Source organism: Aquimarina macrocephali (assembly GCF_051627225.1).
GTDB lineage: Bacteria > Bacteroidota > Bacteroidia > Flavobacteriales > Flavobacteriaceae > Aquimarina > Aquimarina macrocephali.
Map to the genome: position 1 here is coordinate 5,261,812 of NZ_CP151795.1, position 17,695 is coordinate 5,279,506.

Annotated in this window: 13 protein-coding genes; 5 read left to right on the forward strand and 8 right to left on the reverse strand. The window is 32.7% G+C overall.

What is annotated here, in order from left to right; genetic code table 11:
- Positions 1–54: 54 nt before the first annotated feature.
- Positions 55–1,029, reverse strand: a complete 975-nt coding sequence (locus tag AAFU52_RS23350) for a hypothetical protein (protein WP_438423768.1) — start codon at positions 1,027–1,029, stop codon at positions 55–57.
- Between the two features lie 240 nt (positions 1,030–1,269).
- Between AAFU52_RS23350 and AAFU52_RS23355 the strand changes: the two genes are divergently transcribed.
- Positions 1,270–2,559: a hypothetical protein gene (locus AAFU52_RS23355; protein ID WP_438423770.1), complete on the forward strand. Its 1,290-nt coding sequence runs from the start codon at positions 1,270–1,272 to the stop codon at positions 2,557–2,559.
- 64 nt (positions 2,560–2,623) lie between these two features.
- Here the strand turns inward: AAFU52_RS23355 and AAFU52_RS23360 are convergent, their stop codons facing one another.
- The 6 genes from AAFU52_RS23360 to AAFU52_RS23385 all read right to left on the reverse strand — a co-directional run bounded on the left by AAFU52_RS23360 (position 2,624) and on the right by AAFU52_RS23385 (position 12,165).
- Entirely contained in the window at positions 2,624–4,081 is a 1,458-nt protein-coding gene (locus tag AAFU52_RS23360; protein WP_438423773.1) for an oligosaccharide flippase family protein, read from the reverse strand.
- Between the two features lie 181 nt (positions 4,082–4,262).
- Positions 4,263–6,005 carry a BspA family leucine-rich repeat surface protein gene (locus tag AAFU52_RS23365; RefSeq protein ID WP_438423774.1) on the reverse strand — a complete coding sequence of 581 codons (1,743 nt, stop codon included), beginning with the start codon at positions 6,003–6,005 and terminating at the stop codon, positions 4,263–4,265.
- A gap of 306 nt (positions 6,006–6,311) precedes the next feature.
- A complete protein-coding gene (locus AAFU52_RS23370; protein ID WP_438423776.1) occupies positions 6,312–7,808 on the reverse strand; it encodes a BspA family leucine-rich repeat surface protein in 1,497 nt (498 codons plus the stop codon).
- A gap of 315 nt (positions 7,809–8,123) precedes the next feature.
- Entirely contained in the window at positions 8,124–9,413 is a 1,290-nt protein-coding gene (locus AAFU52_RS23375; RefSeq protein ID WP_438426655.1) for a glycosyltransferase family 4 protein, read from the reverse strand.
- 5 nt (positions 9,414–9,418) lie between these two features.
- Complete coding sequence (locus AAFU52_RS23380) at positions 9,419–11,863, reverse strand: YfhO family protein (RefSeq protein ID WP_438423778.1); 2,445 nt, start codon at positions 11,861–11,863, stop codon at positions 9,419–9,421.
- Between the two features lie 32 nt (positions 11,864–11,895).
- Positions 11,896–12,165 carry a DUF4834 family protein gene (locus AAFU52_RS23385; RefSeq protein ID WP_438423780.1) on the reverse strand — a complete coding sequence of 90 codons (270 nt, stop codon included), beginning with the start codon at positions 12,163–12,165 and terminating at the stop codon, positions 11,896–11,898.
- Positions 12,166–12,226: 61 nt separating this feature from the next.
- On the opposite strand from AAFU52_RS23385, the gene AAFU52_RS23390 reads away from it, so the two are divergent.
- The 4 genes from AAFU52_RS23390 to AAFU52_RS23405 all read left to right on the forward strand — a co-directional run bounded on the left by AAFU52_RS23390 (position 12,227) and on the right by AAFU52_RS23405 (position 16,118).
- Positions 12,227–13,942: a transporter gene (locus tag AAFU52_RS23390; protein WP_438423781.1), complete on the forward strand. Its 1,716-nt coding sequence runs from the start codon at positions 12,227–12,229 to the stop codon at positions 13,940–13,942.
- 136 nt (positions 13,943–14,078) lie between these two features.
- Complete coding sequence (locus AAFU52_RS23395) at positions 14,079–15,197, forward strand: GNAT family N-acetyltransferase (protein WP_024769557.1); 1,119 nt, start codon at positions 14,079–14,081, stop codon at positions 15,195–15,197.
- A 239-nt stretch (positions 15,198–15,436) separates the two neighbouring features.
- Positions 15,437–15,604, forward strand: a complete 168-nt coding sequence (locus AAFU52_RS23400; protein ID WP_161635257.1) for a hypothetical protein — start codon at positions 15,437–15,439, stop codon at positions 15,602–15,604.
- 367 nt (positions 15,605–15,971) lie between these two features.
- Positions 15,972–16,118, forward strand: a complete 147-nt coding sequence (locus AAFU52_RS23405) for a hypothetical protein (protein ID WP_161635258.1) — start codon at positions 15,972–15,974, stop codon at positions 16,116–16,118.
- A 124-nt stretch (positions 16,119–16,242) separates the two neighbouring features.
- Here the strand turns inward: AAFU52_RS23405 and AAFU52_RS23410 are convergent, their stop codons facing one another.
- The gene (locus tag AAFU52_RS23410; protein ID WP_024769558.1) at positions 16,243–17,502 is read right to left on the reverse strand and encodes an aminotransferase class I/II-fold pyridoxal phosphate-dependent enzyme; all 1,260 of its coding nucleotides are present in this window, start codon (positions 17,500–17,502) and stop codon (positions 16,243–16,245) included.
- Positions 17,503–17,695 lie beyond the last annotated feature (193 nt).

Below are 17,695 nucleotides of genomic sequence, written 5' to 3' on the forward strand. Positions count from 1 at the left end.
CTCCATAATTAATAATAATCCAATATCAATCTAAACCATAAACCAATTATAACTTTAATCTAATAATGCCAGGGTGTCCAAAATTTCTTGTGTTGTTTTAGGTTCAAAATTAAACGAAAGCTCTTCTTCTTCAGAGATAATTACATTTTTAATCGCCAAATACTGTTGATTATTCTCGATAGTAATTACTATATAGGTAACTGCTAACCCAACTGGTAAAGAGTCTGTATAGCTTTGTATGATTGGAGTCCCGGCATTAAAGATTTTAACAACAGCAGGCAAGTTATTTTCTTCAAAAACTAAATACACAGCAGTTTCTGTAGCATTAGGGCTATTAGTTAAATTGATATAATTTGTGGTTTTTGCTCCTGGATACGCATAAAACTTATCACAATTTGACCATCCAGTATCAAATACATCATAGATATAAGAAGACGGAGCTGCATTATATACAATACCACTTGCACTATTACCAATTCCAACATCTCGTGTTGCATTCCAAACAATACTTCCATCATTTGTTATCGTCCCGGCAAAAGGGAGCATATCATTATCTGCACCTCCTGCAGATGGAACCTGAACCTGATAAAATGTACCTGGTGCCATATCCAGAGAGTTTCCGTTTTGAGTAACCACAACTTCTGTCTCTCCTTCAGAAAGAAGAAAGGTATTTTCGTCAGAAAAATTAACTGCATTAGTAGGTTTATTAGACAAAATCATTTGACTTGCCGTAAAAATTTCTTTAATCGCAACATCTACTGTACCGCTAATTAAATTTCCATCACTATCAACCAGAGAATTTGGAGGAAAAATTATCTTAGTCCCGTCCTCTCCGGTAATAGTACCTCCTGTGGTCGCATCAACTGTAAAATCTTGTTTTTGCACACCGTTGGATTCATAAAATCCTAGAATGTCATTATAATCAAGAATTTCTTGCTGTGGTATAGGATCATCATCATTTTTTGAGCAACTGCTTATCAAAAAAGTAGTTAATAATACTATTCCCAAAATATTTTTTAATGTATTCATCATCTTAATTTTTAAAGTTTACACCTTCATATCAATACACAAAGAATATTGTTACCCCTCTTAATGAATATATTTTTATAATCTTTTTTCTAGATAGTGTACATACAAGTAGAACAGTTTTAGAAACTCCAAAAACATAAACCACTGTCTTTTAAGTGTTTAGTTTTTTGGCACACTGCTTGATACTATAAAATTGAGAATGAAAAATTAATTTCTGTTCTCATTTTAAAACCACAGATTATGAAAAATTTTGTTTTACTTTTTACAGGCTTATTGTTAGCATCATTTACTGCTAACGCTTCAGAAACGAATACAGAATCATCTGCTCGATATTACAATTATGGAAAATCATTCATCTTCTCTGAAGGAGGAATTAATTTTTCGGTATATGCAGATGGTCAATTTGATTTTTATATCAATGGACAAAGAAGCGGTGTAAGTGTTGGAGTTAATGCTCCTGGAGTAAACATAAGTTTTAACTCTGGATATGATTATGATTCTTATGTACAGTATGATGATTATGGAGCTGTAGTACAAATAGAAGATGTACCTATCTTTTATGACTATAACGGTAGAATTATACAAGCTGGAGACATATATATCAATTATAATAATTATGGACGTATCTCAAGAGTTGGTGGATTATATGTTCATTATAATAACTACGGAAATTTCTTAAACTGTACAGGTTATATTAACAGATATAACAGATATTATGAATACAGACCGTTTCACGCTTATTTTACAATACCAGTAGTAAGCAGATGTATTGTGTATGAAAGACCATACAGAAGATATTATACTCCTTATAGATGTTCATATACTGTATACAGATCTAATTATTATAGTGGGTATTACAGCAGACCATACAGAAGCCGTAACTATTACAGACCACATAGTAGAGTATCAAGTTATAACAGAGGATATAGAGGCTCTAGTGCCAGAGGTATTACATATAGAACAAGAGGTCATAGAACAGCAATGTATAAAAGAAATGATCGTAACTATAATAAAGTAGCTCGTAGTAGATCTAATTATAATAGAGGTAATACGACTCGTAGCAGATCAAATAACTATAGTACCAGAAGTACGACCAGAAGTAGATCGAATAACAATAAAATCGGAAATGTAAACAGAACACGTTCTGTAACACCAAATACAAGAACACGTACGACGAGTAGAAATACTCAGACCAGACAGAGAGTACAATCAAACAATAGAAGTACTCCTTCTAGACAAAGAGTTCAATCAACTCAACAAAGAACCAGAAGTGCTGTAACCAACAGACCTAAGTATAACAGAAATAATAGGTCTCGTAATACCGTAGCAAAGACAAATCAGGTTCAAAGACAAAGAAGTTCTGGTAGAAATTACTCTGGTAATGTAACAAAACGTTCTAATAACAGTCAATATAGTAGTAAGAGAACAAATAGATCCAGAGCAACAACAAATAGACAAAGAAGCAATACTTCTAACAGAGCATCGAGATCAAACAATTCTCGTTCTCGTAGCAGCAGAAGTAGAAGCTAAGAAGACATATAAGACATTAAATTTTTTGGTTGGTTAGTTGGAAAATCCCTCAGAGTAGTATGCTTTAAGCATCTCGAGGGATTTTCTGTATTAAATTATTAATATCTACAGATACTTTCAGCATATAAAAAACAATAGCATATCCCAAGCCAATTATAATACTTTTAAAAATGATATTAAGAATCGGATGAAACGGTAATTCCCAAAAATAAAATCCAAAAACAAAAGCTATAATTAGCACTAATGTCAAAGCTATTTTTTTCGAAAACGGATGCATCCCAAATTTAGCATAGACAATCCATAACTTAGCAAAGTTATAGCAAAACACTGCAATGCATGTAGCAATAGCTGCGCCAGTAACTCCAAAATCAGGAATCCAAAGCATATTGAGTATGACAGTAAGAATTGCCATCCCTACTCCTATATATAATACCATTCTGTAATAATCAGAACTATATAAGATCGCATTATTATTTCCTAAAAGATTATCGAATAGTTTAGCACTTCCGATCAAAATTACAACCCATATATACAATTCATACTCATCAGGAATAATTTCAAAAAGCTGATGCACATTACAAATAATTAGCACAAAAAGTAATCCACTGGTTACCAAAAGATTTAGAGAGCTTTTTTTATACAAATCCCGTAATTGATCTTTTGCTTTTTCGTTAATTAATTTAGCTGTTAAAGGATATGTAATCTGGTGCATAGCTCTAGAAGGAATAATAATCACACTGGCGATATAGGCGCATATACCATATTTAGCCACATTTTCTATAAGAAGATAGCGCTCTATCATCGTCTTATCCAAATCAATTAATAAGGTAGCCACAGAACCTGCAATCAATATCAATCCAGAATACTTAAGTACCGAAATATAATTATCAGGTAGTGAAAATTGTGGTTTAAAACGATGAAGCTTCAACGCATATACTTGCATAATACCTGTACGCAATACATATGCAATCATAAGTGCGTATACGAATTGCTGAATTGTAAGGATTTCAAAATACACCAAAAACAAAAGAATACTGATGCACAACCTTAAGAACAGCTCTTTCATTACGTTTCCGAATACACTCTTGAGCTTTACTTTTGACCATGCAAAAAACACTTCAAAATAAGATACCGCAAACGCCAGTATAAAAATAGTCCAGACATAAGGTTGTACTATTGTATTCTTATCGCTAAACAAATCAAGGATTGTAGTATAGGAAAAAACACCTATCAACCCCAGGATCAAGGCTAGCAAAAAGGGTAAGATCAACATCATAGTTAGAAACTTATCCTGTTGCTTCTGATCTGAATAGGATGAAAAAAACTTCACCAGAGTATTATGTACACCAAATGCCATTAAGGGCCATATCAGATTTGAAGCTGTAATTAGATAAGAAATCAATCCATAGTGTTCTTCATCCATAAAATTGGTGAATAAGAACAAGGTATTTATAGCTCCAATACCAAACCCAAGACAGGTAATAATAATATTTCGTATGGTTTGATTAACAACTACTCCCATTACTATTTCTCGATAGTTTTAATTTTAGAGCCTAAAAGTACAAAATACGAGATTAGCGGTAATAGCTTATTACGATTTCATTATTTTTTCATTTCAAAATTCTTTTATACTACTATATTACTTGTTATAATAAAAAAGAGGTTGTTACTTCTAACAACCTCTTTTAATAACATTATACGTATTATTTATCTAGGCAAATCTTAGCCACATCCCCTGTAATAGTCCAACCTTTTACGACTATTAAAGTGTTTCTTTGTACATTACCATTACAATACTCTAGACCTTTTGCTCCTAAAGTTACATTGGATTGTATGTTTGGTAATTTGGACCATTCGATTAATAGCGTATTATAATTATCATTAGAAAGCATAGAATCATCTAACATTGATGACATACTTACTACACTACTCACATCCCATTTACTAATATCTGCATTAAAAGAGGTAGCGTAAAAAAACATAGAATTCATATTACCAACCTTACTCACATCCCAGTTACTAAGATCTCCTGTAAAAGATTGCGCATGAGTAAACATTCCTTTGGTACTAATTACATTACTTACATTCCAAGCATCTATGTTTCCATTAAAAGCAATAGCCCCATTAAACATATCCGCCATATCGGTTACCTTACTCACATCCCAATTATTAAGATTTTTATTAAAAGCTTTAGCTATAGAAAACATAAACCTCATGTTCGTAACATTACTTACATCCCAATTACCAAGATCATGATTAAAAGAAGTAGCTTCACTAAACATAGATGCCATACTAACTACATTAGTAACGTTCCATTTGCTTATATCTCCATTAAAAACTGTAGCATCGCTAAACATACCATTCATATTAGTTACCTTACTTACATTCCATGTACTTATATCTCCATTAAAAGAAGTAGTTTTAAAAAACATAGAGCCCATTTTTTCTACCTTACCTACATTCCATGTACTTATGTTTCCATTAAACAAAGTAGCATTAGAAAACATCCCTGTCATATTTGTTACATTACTAACATCCCATTGATCAAGGTCTTTGTTAAAAGAACTGGCACCAGAGAACATACTTCTCATGCTTGTTATGGTACTTACATCCCAATTATTAATATCCCCATTAAACTTAGTACAACCATAAAACATAGATTGCAATTCTGTTACCTTTGACAAATTTGGTATATCCTTGGCATTATACGTCATATTTTCGCAATCAATAAAAGCTTCTGCAAAAGATTCCCATTCATTATCTCCCCACTGCTCTATCGTTTCTAATTTTGCAGCATTTGAAACAGCACCTTCTCCTTCAACATCACCAGGTTTATCTTTAAATTGAACTGCTGGTAATACTCCAAAAACAGAAACGGTATGTACACCTGGCTCTACATAAGTATGCTTCGGACTAGTTGTTACATTAGCTTCTATGGTTCCATCACCCCAATCAATGGTAAAATCATAGATTAGTTCATCATTAAGTTGAAAAATAATTTCTTCATTAGCCGTGGTCGTTTTCCAGGTCGTAATAAAAGATTCTTCAACATTTTCTAAAGAAATGGTGATATCTGCACTAGCCTTATGCGTACCATCAGATACTTCTACAGTAAGCGTATATGTAGTACTAGTTTCAAAATCCAGTTTTTTACCCGCTACCAGGCTTAATTCTCCCGCATCGGTCAACTCAAAAAGATCATTACTATTTTGGGTAAGTTCGAAAGTAATCGAAGCTTGTTCTGGGTCTGTTGCTGCTACAGTACCAATAACTACATCATCAGCAATATTTTCGGCCACAGTAAATGTTTGAGCACTAATCACTGGTGCTTCATTAACTACAGGAGGTTGAGGTTGTGCGTCATCATCTTTATTACATCCAATAGATAATACGGCCATCATCAATATAGCCAACACGCTTACTTTAATTTGTTTTCGTTTCTTCATTTGTACATTTTTTTGAGGCGTACGCTCAGATTTTAAAAAAAGAAAACCTGAGGAGCTTACGTAATTTTGTTTCTAATACTTGATATTTTGATACAAACCTAGCAAGATGTTTACCTCGAAAAGAAGTTGTTTTTTATTCGCTATACGCTGTTTGATATTCGCTATGCTTTGTTTGATATCTGTACTATACATACATTCTTAAAAGGAAGTGATTTCTAGTTTGAATATAGAACATTTAAAACCTGGTAAAAAAAAGAGGTTGTTTATATATAACAACCTCTTTTTATATAAATATCCCTCAATTACCTATCTAGGACAACTATCATCACCGGTGAATGTCCAGTTCTTATCGTTTATTAATGTATGTCTAGCATGCCATGCGTCACAATAGGTTAACCCGTGTACTCCAAAAGCTACATTAGATTGTAAATTTGGTAAAGCCGCCCATTTGGTAAGTAACGCATCGTAGTTGGCCGTAGACATGTTAGTTTTACTAAACATATCATACATAATCGTTACATTACTCACATCCCAATTACTAAGATCTCCATTAAAAGAAATAGCACCACTAAACATAAAAGTCATATTAGTTACTTTACTCACATTCCAAGTACTCAAATCTCCTTTAAAAGAAGTAGCACGAGCAAACATACCCTCCATATTAGTTACATTACTTACATCCCATTTACTAAGATCTCTATCAAAAGATTTAGCGCCAACAAACATCTTATCTATATCAGTTACATTACTTACATCCCATTGACTTATATCTCCATTAAAAGAATCAGCTAGACCAAACATTTCAGTCATATTAGTCACCATACTCACATTCCAATTATTAAGATCTCTATTAAAAGAAGTAGCACCATAAAACATCCTATTCATATTTGTAACCTTGCTTACATCCCAAGTACTAACATCTCCATTAAAAGAAGCTGCGCCAAACATACGATCCATATTAGTTACATTACTTACATCCCATTTACTAAGATCTCCATCAAAAGAAGCAGCACCAATAAACATACCCGACATAATAGTCACCTTAGAAAGATTAGGTACATCTGTAGCATTATATTTCATACTTTCGCAACTACTAAAAGTAACATGAAAAGATTCCCATATAATATCTCCCCACTGTTCTATAGTCTTTAGTTTCTGAACATCTTCATTGTCACAATTCATATTAACACTAGGAAATTTTCCTGAAACTTTAACTGTATAGACACCAGCAATTGCATAGGTATGCAGTGGTGTACTTGTTACATTAGTATCTATTGTTCCATCTCCCCAATCAATAGTAGAATCATAAGTTCGGTTTGTATCAAATCGAAAAGTAATTTCTTCATTAGCAGTAGTAGTTTCCCAGGTAGTGATAAAGGCTTCTACCACATTCTCTACAGAAATAGTAATATCTGCACTAGCTTTATGAGTACCGTCTGATACTTCTACGGTTAGTGTGTGTGAGGTAACTGTTTCGAAATCCAATTTTTTATCAGCTACCAAACTTAATTCTCCCGCTTCGGTTAACTCAAAAAGATCAGTACTGTTTTTAGTCAGTGTAAAAGTAAGCGTTTTGCTTTCTGGATCTGTGGCTGCTATTGTACCGATCACCACATCATCGGCGATATCTTCTGCTGTAGTAAACGTTTGAGTATCAATTACAGGAGCCTTATTTACTACAGGGGTCTCATCAGGAGTTTCTGCCGGAGGCTGTACATCATCGTCTTTACTACATCCAATAGACAATATGGCCATCATCGATAAGGCCAACACACTTACTTTAATTTGTTTTCGTTTCATCATTTTCACATCTTTTTTTGAGGCGTGATCTCAGGTTTAAAAAAAGAAAACCTCAGAGCTTACGTAATTTTGTTTCTAATAATTAATATTTTAAACAAACCTAGAAAGATGTTTATCACGAAAAGACGTTGTTTTTTATTTGCTATATATTGTTGGATATCTGCTATATCTTATTTGACATGTGTAATATCTATCTATTATACATGTCAATATTAATAGCGAAAAAAGTATCAATTCGAGTGGTATTTCATAATAAGATGAAGAATAATTGTATGTGTGTTAAATAGAAGTGATCATAAATTTGGGCAATACTACAATTTAAGTTTTTGGATTCTTCAATAGTGTGGTCAGTGTTTTGGTTAACTCCCTCCTGCTATATTTTTCAACACCAATAACATGAGATGCTAATGTTCCTTTTTGAAACTGAACAAAATATTCGAGTATTTGTGTTTTTATCTTTTCGTATTCATAATACTCAAAAAAGCATCCTGAATTTGTATCAAAAATAAGTTTTGATACATCTGCACCAGCAGGGCCCAATGCTATAATAGGTCTTTTAGAAACCATATATTCAAATAATTTACCCGGAATAATACATCGAGTATCTTTACTGTCGATTTCGATCAATAGTAAAACTTGCGAACTTCTTTGAATTTTGATAGCATCTATATGCGGGACATAACCTTTCAGTTCTAAAAAATCTGATAATCCAGCCTCCCGAATTGAAGACAATACATCATCACTAACAGCTCCTACCAATTGTAATTGAAATGCTAATGAAAATGCTTCGTTTTCCTTGGTCAAATCATACAAGGCTTTCCAAAGATTTTCTGGATTTCTACCAGACAATAAAGATCCTATATGTGAAATGGTAAATTTGGTATCCAAAATCGTTTCAGGAATCGATTCTCTGTCATAGCCATTAGTCACTACAGAAATTGGAGTATTAGCAATGGCTTTAAACTCTTTTTGTGTAGTAAAACTTGTAACAACAATATGATCTGCGGTACTCAATACCTCTTTCTCCATAAATCTATGCTTTTGCATAGATCGTTTTGTGAGTTTCAGTTTATCATGATATCCTATGGTAGTCCATGGATCTCTAAAATCGGCAAACCACCTTAGGCCGGTTTGTTGTTTCAGCTCCTTCCCTATTAAGTGTATACTATGAGGTGGCCCAGTAGTAATTATAGTATCAATTTTGTGATCTGAAAGATATTTTTCTAAATATTTCACCGAAGGTTTCACCCAAAATTTACGTGCATCGGGGATAAAAAAATTACCTCGTACATACAATAGCAGTCGCTGTATGAAAGATTGCTTTGCTGCACCGGCAATAATCCCTTTACTTATCGTTTTGGTTTCCTTTTTAGAAAATACCTGAGCAAAACGATACGGTTCGAAAATGGGCTGTTTTATGACTTCTATTCCTTCAGGAATTTCAGGCAATAAAGAAGTGTCTTCAAGAGGATATGTAGGGTTTTGGGGCACATATACTATTGGCTCTATATCAAAATCTCTAAAATACTTGACAAACTTAAGCCATCGCTGTACTCCGGGTCCTCCTGCTGGAGGCCAATAATATGTAATGATTAGAACCTTCACAATATACCTTACTTACCTTCTTTTGTTAAAGATAATAAACTCCCTGTTTTCTTATATTGAAAATACAACCCTCCTATTATTAATAAAACAAAAATAATAGAGCTTGTAAGTGTAATAGCACTACCTGTTTTAACAACCTGAGGTTCAAATTTAAATTCTATCTGATGTTTTCCTGCAGGAATTGGCAACCCTCGTAATGTATAATTTACTTGTGCATGATCTACTGGGTTTCCATCAATAGACGCTTGCCATCCTGGGTAATATACTTCAGAAAAAATAGCAAAACCATCTTCTTTAGAATTAGATTCATAAACCAGATGGTTTGGTTTATGTGCTGTTAACGTTATATATGCTAAACTATCCACTGCATACTTGGTTTTAAAAGACATACCATTAATGCTAGAATTAATAACTGCTTCCTTTTTATTATCTATTTCTTTTAAAGCCAATATTTCATCATTTGCAGAATTAACCTGTTTGATGTTAGAGATAAACCATGCATTTCCATTGGTATATGGATTAGTTAATGCTTTTACTCCATCTTCATTCTGGGATATGATATACTTTACATTCATCATATTCATTATTCCAACATCATTTTTAGCTAAGTAAAAATCAAAAAGATCTTGTATTCTACCAGGTTTTGCTGCATGATACCCTCCTAAAGCATTATGAAAATATGCAGCTCTACCAGAATTAAACGGATCAGTTGTTAAATCAAATACTCTAAAATGTCCTTTATCCTTAAAAATTTCCTTATCTGCTTTATTAGCTATAAATGGGCTGTTAAATTCCCTAATTGACACAAAGTTTTTCTTGTTTACATAGTTCCAATCTACCAAAACCAGATCTAGAGTAATTAAAGCACCTAGACCGATTAGCAATAAATTTTCTTTCAGTTTACCCTTAATATATAACCAACATCCACCAGCAATTAATAATACCAATAGTAATGAACGCAAAGTATCTGTAGTAAACATTGCTTTTCTATCTTCTTTTATTGCTCTTAAATAGTCTGGTCCTCCTTGTTCTAGAATCATGCCATCTCCAAGTCCGCTAAAGTTAAATAAAGTTGATTTAAACAATAAAAACAGTAAAGCTAATCCACCCACAATCCCTGTTGCATATTTTAGAGCTTTAATTTTAGAATCGTTAGTTACATCTTTACTTAATAACTTATGAACTCCCATAATCCCTAGAATAGGTACACATAACTCTACTATAACTTGTATAGAAGAAACCGCTCTAAATTTATTGTACAAAGGAAAAAAGTCTATAAATAACTCTGTAAGAAAGCTAAAGTTTTTTCCCCATGATAACAGCAGTGCTAAAATAGAACCTCCTAAGATCCACCATTTTAATCTTCCTTTAACCAAAAATAAAGCGAGTACAAACAAAAATAGTATTGTGGCTCCTATATATGCCGGGCCACCCACAAATGGTTGGCTCCCCCAATATGTCGGTACATATTCTGTATATGATTTTGCCTGAGCTGGCGATACCCCCAACCTTAATAATTCTTCATAAACATTAGAATCGGTGCCTAGATTTTCATGAGATGTTCCTCCCATAAAACGAGGAATAAACAAATTGAAACTCTCTAGAATACCATAACTATATCGAGTAATGTATTCATAATCTAAACCTGTACTCTTTTTTTCTTTTCCATTAGACTGTATTGTAAGTCCCGTATTCCCTCTTGTGCTAAATTGTGTATATTCTTTTGTTGCCAAAAGACTGGTAGCATTAAGCATTAAAGAGAATAAAACTGCGACTACCATTACACCAAGCGATTTAAAATAATCTGGTATCTCCTTCTTTTTATAAGCATCAACCAAATATGAAATCCCCAGAACAAGAACTAGTAAGAACAGGTAATAGGTCATCTGAAAATGGTTTGCAGCAATCTCTAATGCCATAGATATAGCAAGTAAAAGAAAACCCCATATATATTTTTTTCTAAATGTAAGTATGATACCGCTAAGGACCAATGGCATATAACCAATAGCATGAGCTTTGGCATTATGTCCTACGCCCAGGATAATTATAAAATATGTTGAGAAACCAAAAGCCAGACTGCCTAAAAAAGCGAGCCTATAATCCATTTTTAAAACCAATAAAAGAATATAGAATCCAACAAAATATAAAAATAAATAATCAGCTGGTCGCGGTAAAAATCGTATTAACCTATCTAATTTCTTTACATAGTTGTGCGGATACTGAGCTCCCATTTGATACGTTGGCATTCCTCCAAATGCATTATCCGCCCAATATGGTTCTTCTCCTGTTTGGTTTCTAAAATCTGTTTGTTGTCTTGCCATCCCAGAATATTGAACAATATCCCCTTGCTTCATTTTTTTCCCACTCAATACTGGGTTAAAATAAACCAATGAAACTATTACAAAACCTAAAACAACAAGAATATGAGGTAAGAATCTTTTAATTAAAGACATGATGTGTGTGAGTTTACTAATAAAGAGCCAAATTAATCAATTTCCTCATAATCGATATATTCTCCTACATCTTTATTAGAAGAATTTTGCTTTGATTTTTTTTCAATAGTTACTTCACCTTCTGTAGACTGCTGGGGTTGCTGATATTGATCAAATTGTTGTTTAAATTTCTCTCCTGCCTTCTTTGTAACATATCTAAGCAATAGAGGACCAAATAATCGCGTTATTACCTTTAGTCCATAATATACTAAGATTATAATGAGAATTATCTTTAATACCCCTTGTAGTGATGCTTCTTGCATAACATTTTTTTTCAAAAATAATGAACTCTGCATACAATTACAGGTAGACAGTCCTAAAAAAATGATAAAATCTGCTATATTTGAACCAAATCTATTGAATATGTGCCCTAAGTCTATTCTGTTATTAATTACCCTATTTTTATGTAGCCTAACGGTTTCTGCACAATATACCGAGAAGATCAATACCAATAGACCTGGTACATCACAAGGTGCTTTTTCGGTTGGTAATAATGTTTTACAATTAGAAGGTGGTTTTGGTTTTGGAAAAGAAAAACATAAACTCCTTAACACAAAAACTAATGTTTTTAAGTTTGACTATTCTGTGCGATATGGTTTGTTAATTGAGCAATTAGAACTTAGATTAAATGGTACATTTAGAGCAGATGGAGTTAGACAAACCATTGGTGGGAACGAAGAAAAAATAAAGAGAAGTAATTTTGAAGTAAATACAATTGGTGCAAAATACTTGATTTATGATCCATATAAGAAGCCAAAAAAAGATTCTACTAATTATGATGAATTAAAAAGCTGGAAAGAGCGCTACAGGTTTAAGTGGAAAAGCCTTATCCCGGCAGTTTCTGCTTATGTTGGTGCAAATTTTGTATCAAAAGACAATCCATTTACCGCACCAAATGATGATACTTTTAGTCCAAAGATTGTTTTAATGACTCAGAATAACTGGACTACCAGTTTAAATGGAAATTGGGTGTTAGTGACCAATTTGATTGTCGATAAAGTAACTACAGATGATCCGATTATTGGTTGGATTATTACTTCTACCCATACAATTAATGAAAAATGGGCTGCTTTTGGAGAATACCAGGGACAAAAAAGTGATTTTTATAGCGATAATATCCTTAGACTCGGAGGGGCCTATTTATATAATAAAGACTTACAATTGGATGCAAATATTGCATTCAACTTCAAAGATACTCCTTCTATTTTTACTTTTAGTTTTGGAGCATCTTATCGATTTGACTGGCATACCAAAGATGAGATCATCGAGCAGCCAGGATTAGAAGGTGGTATTAAAGAAGGAGAAAAAGAAGAAAATGAAGGTGAAGGAGAAAACGAAGAAGAAAACGAAGGAGAGTTTGATGACCGTGAAGAAGGTGAAGAAAATGAAAATGATAGCCTTAAATTAGAAACAACTCCTTTTGTTAATGATTTTGAAGATGATAGTCTAAGAGAAGGTATTGAAAAAGATCTTGATGAAAGACGAACTGCAGAACGACTGGAGCGTGAGCGTATCGAAAATGAAAAGGTCGCTAAAAAAGAAGGTAAGAAATTTAAGAAAGAAGAAGCCCGACGCCTAAAACGTGAAGCAAAAGAAGCCAGAAAAGCTGAAAAAGCTGAAATCCAAGCAGAGAAAGAAAAGCAAAAAATGATCGATGATATTGATGCCGAATTGGACAAAATAGAGAAACAACAAGGGGTTGACCAAGAACTACAAGATATAGATAAAGAGCTCCAGGAACTCGAAAAAATGGAAAAAGAGCTAGATTCTGATAATAAAGAAAAGGAAGAGAAAAAAGAAGAGAAAAAAGAAGAAGAAAAGCAAGAGGAAGATGTGGATGCTGAGTACGAAAAGTACCAAAAGGAGCAAGAAAAAAATAAGAAAGCAGAAGAAAAGAGAAGAAAAAAAGAGGAAAAGAAGCGTCAAAAAGAAGAAAAGAAAAGAAAAAAAGAAGAACAAAAACGCAAAAACAAAGAGGAAAAAGATAATAAAACCGATGACTCTGATCTAGACAAAGAATTAGAAAAAATAGATCAGTAATGGTGAAAAAAGCGGGAATAAAACTCTTTTAGGCATTTAAATAAAGAATCTAATGCAATTATTATTAAAATGATCTGTATGCAATCATAATATTTAATAAAAGGATTATATATTTGTGATGAATTAGAGATGATATATGATTACGATTAAAGAAATTACTTCAAAAGGAGATTTAACAACGTTTGTTAAATTTCCTTTTGAATTATATAAAGATTCCCCATATTATGTCCCTTCTATTATCAAGGAAGAAGTAGATGTGATGAATCCAAAGAAGAATCCTGTTTTTAGAAACTCTGATGCAAAATATTTCTTAGCTTACAAAGGCGATACCATAGTAGGAAGAATCGCTGCAATTATAAATTGGATTGAAGTAAACGAACAAAAAAAACCAAAAGTACGTTTTGGATGGTTTGATGTTATTGATGATATTGAAGTAACCAAAGCATTATTAGAGAAAGTTTCAGAATATGGAACTCAGCATGGCTTAGAATATATGGAGGGCCCTGTAGGTTTTTCAAATATGGATAAAGCAGGAATTCTAATTAAAGGATTTGAAGAGTTAAATACCATGATTACCTGGTACAATTACCCTTACTATTCGAAACATATGGAGCAACTTAATTTTGAACCTGCTGCTACATGGGTAGAATACAAAATAAGAGTTCCGAAAAAGACCAAAGAAAAAGTAATAAAATTCGCACAGGTTATTAAAGAACGTTATCAGCTTCAACTCCTTAAATTCAACAAAAGTAAAGAGATACTTCAATATGCTGATGACATGTTTGATCTACTAAATAAAACTTATAGTAGCTTACAAACTTTTGTTCCTATACAGCAATATCAAATAGATATGTATAAAAAGAAATACTTACCATATCTAAATCCTGAGTATATTACCTGTATCGCGGATAAAACAGGTAAGCTTATAGCATTTTCGATTGTAATGCCGTCATTTTCAAAAGCTTTGAAAAAAATGAATGGTAAAGTCTATCCTCTAAGATTTCTTCATATCCTAAAAGCACAGCGTAGAAATGACACAGCAGCTTTTTATCTTATAGGAGTAGATCCAGAATACCAAAATAAAGGAGTTACTGCACTTATTTTTAAAGAAATGAATGAAGCTTTTCTTCGTAATGGGATTGAAGTTGTTGAAACTAATCCCGAGCTTGAAGAAAATAAAGCAATCCAGGCCCTTTGGAATGGTTATGAACATGAGCAACATAAGATGAGGCGAACGTTTAGAAAAAGCATTTAACCGCTTTTATTTTTATCTACCTATTAGTTAATGTGCTAGGGATTGCTGTAGTCTTAATTTTATATTTAAGATTATTAATACTTAGTAAAATAATAAATAGCTAACACCACCTTCTTAGATTTTATCTATTTTTAATGAGACCAACATTTCTACTTGTAGTAAGTAGATATAAAACTTTGACATAAAGTCTGAGTGTCTATAAAAAAATCAGAGTTTTCAAATTCTTAAAACTATACATCATGTTAAAAAACATTTTAAATGTAAATGGAGTTAAAAATCTAAGTAACCAACAAAAGAAAAAAATCAATGGAGGTGAAGAAGCTAACTGCAGAGCTTGCCCTGTAAATTTTTTCTGTTGTGGATATGGCTGTTTTGATCCTGCATCTGTTTTATATGACCCCTGCTAATATTATATCAATTAGAAAATTATTTAAAAAAACAAAAATATTAAGGGTTTGACTTTTTTAAAGTTAGACCCTTTTTTTAATATAGTCAAAAACTGAGCAGTATGCCCCTTGATTACCTCCTTAACAACTTCCCAAGTAGCCAAACCACCAGATTTGGTCACAGTTTAATATTAGATTTCTTTTTTCATAAAAATATTGTCCTGATTTCTTGAAAACTAAAAGAATCAGGACATAACATTATAGTCAAATTATACATTTACCTCAGTTACAAAATGTAACAACAGTAAACACAAAGACATATGCCTGAGTGTCTATAATGTTCGGGGGAAATCTATTAAATATTAATTTACATTAAATCATTACTATTATGAAAAAACAAAAATTAAATTTCAAAAAATTATCTCTTGAAAAGTCAACTGTTACTGAATTGAATCTTAGAAAAATTGTTGGAGGAGCACGTATGGACGAGCAGATTACTAATGATCCAACAGTAAACTGGACTTGTCACTGCTAAAACACTTAGAATATTTATACTAAAAAGGCTACTAGAAATTACTTTTAGTAGCCTTTTTTATAATCCGATTTATTTTGTAGCGGTCAAATCAATCTCTATTTCAAGAAATATTGATGTTAGTTCTTTATTCTCCCATTGCGGCAGCAACAGCAGCAGACATACGCTTATAAGTTCCGTTTTCTAATCGTTCTCGTATTGCAGAAAATGCAATAAGTGTTTCTTCAATATCTTCCATAGTATGTGAAGCTGTAGGGATTAATCTCAATAATATTAACCCTTTAGGTATCACAGGATATACTACAATAGAGCAGAAAATTCCATAATTTTCTCTAAGGTCTTTTACCAGAGCCATAGCTTCAGGAATACTTCCTTTTAAATATACTGGTGTAACACAACTTTGTGTAGTTCCTAGGTCAAAACCTCTTTCTTTAAGTCCATTCTGCAAAGTATTTACATTCTGCCATAGCTTAGCTTTTAGTTCAGGCATTGTTCTAAGCATATCTAAACGCTTAAGAGCTCCTACTACTAATTGCATCTGTAATGATTTTGCAAACATTTGAGAACGCAAATTATACTTTAAATAATCTATAATCTCTTGGTCGGCAGCAATAAATGCTCCTGTACTAGCCATAGACTTAGCAAAAGTTGCAAAATATACATCAATCTGATCCTGAACACCTTGCTCCTCACCTGTTCCTGCTCCTGTTGCTCCTAATGTACCAAATCCATGTGCATCATCAACAAACAATCTAAAGTTATACTTTTCTTTTAAAGCTACGATTTCCTTTAATCTTCCTTGCTCTCCTCGCATTCCAAAAACACCTTCAGAAATCAGTAAAATTCCTCCTCCTGTCTTTTGCGCCATTTTTGTGGCTCTCATCAAGTTTTTATCAATACTTTCTATATCATTATGTCGATATGTATAGCGTTGTCCTTGATGTAATCGTACTCCATCAATAATACATGCATGTGCATCTACATCATATACAATAATATCATCTTTGCTTACCAGTGCATCAATAGTAGAGACCATTCCCTGGTATCCAAAATTTAATAAATATGATGCCTCTTTATCGACAAATTCTGCCAATTCATCTTGTAACTGTTCATGAAGATCTGTATGCCCACTCATCATCCTTGCTCCCATTGGATATGCAGATCCGTAAGCTGCAGCTGCTTCTGCATCTACCTTACGAACTTCTTCTTTATTTGCTAATCCCAAATAGTCATTGATACTCCAGGTAATTACTTCTCTCCCTTGAAACCTCATTCTATTTGATATAGGTCCTTCTAGTTTAGGAAAAACAAAATATCCTTCTGCCTGATCCGCCCACTTTCCTAATGGTCCTTTGTCTTTATAAATCTTATCAAATAAATCTCTCATTTATCAAAAAATTGTTTCTTATAAGTGTGCGAAAATACGGAAAATTGATTTGATGACATAATTATATTCAATTTCACTTTTATAAAGTGTTATTTTAACACTTTATAAAATCTACTACACAATGAACCACAAGTATTTTAATGATTTTCTGTAATTTAATAAATAAAACTGACATCAACAATTGAGGAAATAA

Excerpts from the sequence above, each read along its gene's own strand:
- AAFU52_RS23350 (WP_438423768.1), bottom strand. The coding sequence starts at position 1,029 with ATGAATACATTAAAAAATATTTTGGGAATAGTATTATTAACTACTTTT.
- AAFU52_RS23410 (WP_024769558.1), bottom strand. The coding sequence starts at position 17,502 with ATGAGAGATTTATTTGATAAGATTTATAAAGACAAAGGACCATTAGGA.
- AAFU52_RS23380 (WP_438423778.1), bottom strand. The coding sequence starts at position 11,863 with ATGTCTTTAATTAAAAGATTCTTACCTCATATTCTTGTTGTTTTAGGT.
- AAFU52_RS23365 (WP_438423774.1), bottom strand. The coding sequence starts at position 6,005 with ATGAAGAAACGAAAACAAATTAAAGTAAGCGTGTTGGCTATATTGATG.
- AAFU52_RS23360 (WP_438423773.1), bottom strand. The coding sequence starts at position 4,081 with ATGGGAGTAGTTGTTAATCAAACCATACGAAATATTATTATTACCTGT.
- AAFU52_RS23370 (WP_438423776.1), bottom strand. The coding sequence starts at position 7,808 with ATGATGAAACGAAAACAAATTAAAGTAAGTGTGTTGGCCTTATCGATG.
- AAFU52_RS23355 (WP_438423770.1), top strand. The coding sequence starts at position 1,270 with ATGAAAAATTTTGTTTTACTTTTTACAGGCTTATTGTTAGCATCATTT.
- AAFU52_RS23405 (WP_161635258.1), top strand. The coding sequence starts at position 15,972 with ATGAAAAAACAAAAATTAAATTTCAAAAAATTATCTCTTGAAAAGTCA.
- AAFU52_RS23395 (WP_024769557.1), top strand. The coding sequence starts at position 14,079 with ATGATTACGATTAAAGAAATTACTTCAAAAGGAGATTTAACAACGTTT.
- AAFU52_RS23400 (WP_161635257.1), top strand. The coding sequence starts at position 15,437 with ATGTTAAAAAACATTTTAAATGTAAATGGAGTTAAAAATCTAAGTAAC.
- AAFU52_RS23385 (WP_438423780.1), bottom strand. The coding sequence starts at position 12,165 with ATGCAAGAAGCATCACTACAAGGGGTATTAAAGATAATTCTCATTATA.
- AAFU52_RS23390 (WP_438423781.1), top strand. The coding sequence starts at position 12,227 with ATGATAAAATCTGCTATATTTGAACCAAATCTATTGAATATGTGCCCT.